This window comes from Methylotenera sp. (assembly GCF_030653755.1).
Taxonomy (GTDB): Bacteria; Pseudomonadota; Gammaproteobacteria; order Burkholderiales; family Methylophilaceae; genus Methylotenera.
This window is the reverse complement of the sequence record NZ_JAURYU010000053.1, coordinates 1-1,273: the sequence shown is the minus strand read 5'-3', so window position 1 is coordinate 1,273 and position 1,273 is coordinate 1. Positions and strand designations below refer to the sequence as shown.

General features: G+C 45.5%; 1 protein-coding gene. It reads left to right on the top strand.

All coding sequences use genetic code 11. From position 1 onward, the window contains the following. Positions 1–125 precede the first annotated feature (125 nt). The coding region (locus tag Q7U33_RS11500) for a peroxidase family protein (RefSeq protein WP_304861091.1) at positions 126–1,273 on the top strand (1,148 nt) is incomplete at its 3' end.

Here is a 1,273-nt window from a genome sequence, read left to right as displayed (position 1 = left end):
TCTTGATTGAACGATGTGCAATAGACAACAAGTATTGGCCCTTAACTTCATACTGCAAAAGGAAATAATTATGACGATTGAATCAAAATGTAAGTTACTTACTAAAATGATAAAGGAGTTTTACCATGGAAAATAAACCATTTTCTTCGGCTGGAAAATGTCCAGTTATGCACGGTGGCAACACCGCAACGGGTGCGTCTAATATGGATTGGTGGCCTGAGTCACTGAACTTGGATATCCTGCATCAGCATGATGCTAAGACTAACCCTATGGGCGGAGATTTTAATTATGCTGAAGAATTCAAGAAATTAGATTTAGGCGCTGTTAAGAAAGATTTACATGCATTCATGACGGATAGCCAAGAATGGTGGCCGGCAGACTGGGGGCATTATGGCGGTTTAATGATTCGTATGGCTTGGCACGCGGCAGGCACATACCGTATTGCTGACGGGCGTGGTGGTGCTGGCACAGGTAATCAGCGTTTTGCGCCTTTGAACAGCTGGCCGGATAACGTTAATCTTGACAAAGCGCGTCGCCTGTTATGGCCGATCAAAAGGAAATATGGCAACAAGCTCTCTTGGGCTGATTTGATTGTTTTAGCAGGTACTATGGCGTATGAGTCTATGGGATTAAAAGTCTATGGATTTGCCGGTGGCCGAGCTGATATCTGGCATCCGGAAAAAGATATTTACTGGGGTTCTGAAAAAGAATGGCTCGGCAATTCAAGTCGTTATGATGGAGAAATGCGTGAAACGCTAGAGAACCCACTAGCTGCCGTGCAAATGGGCTTAATCTATGTGAATCCGGAAGGCGTAAATGGCCAGCCTGATCCACTCAGAACAGCTATAGACATACGCTTAACCTTTGCACGCATGGCGATGAACGATGAAGAAACTGTCGCACTTACCGCTGGTGGCCATACCGTTGGTAAATGCCATGGTAATGGTGATGCAAGTATTCTTGGGCCGAATCCTGAGGCCGCAGACGTCAATGAGCAAGGCTTTGGTTGGCACAATCCAAATGGTAAAGGTGTTGGTCGCGATACTGTATCAAGCGGTATTGAAGGAGCATGGACTGCCCATCCGACCAAATGGGACAATGGATATTTCTACAATCTTTTCACTTATGACTGGGAACTGAAAAAGAGCCCAGCGGGTGCATGGCAGTGGGAACCAATCAACATTAAAGAAGAAGACAAGCCTGTTGATGTCGAAGACCCTTCTATTCGCTACAATCCCATCATGACAGATGCTGATATGGCAATGGTTAAGGA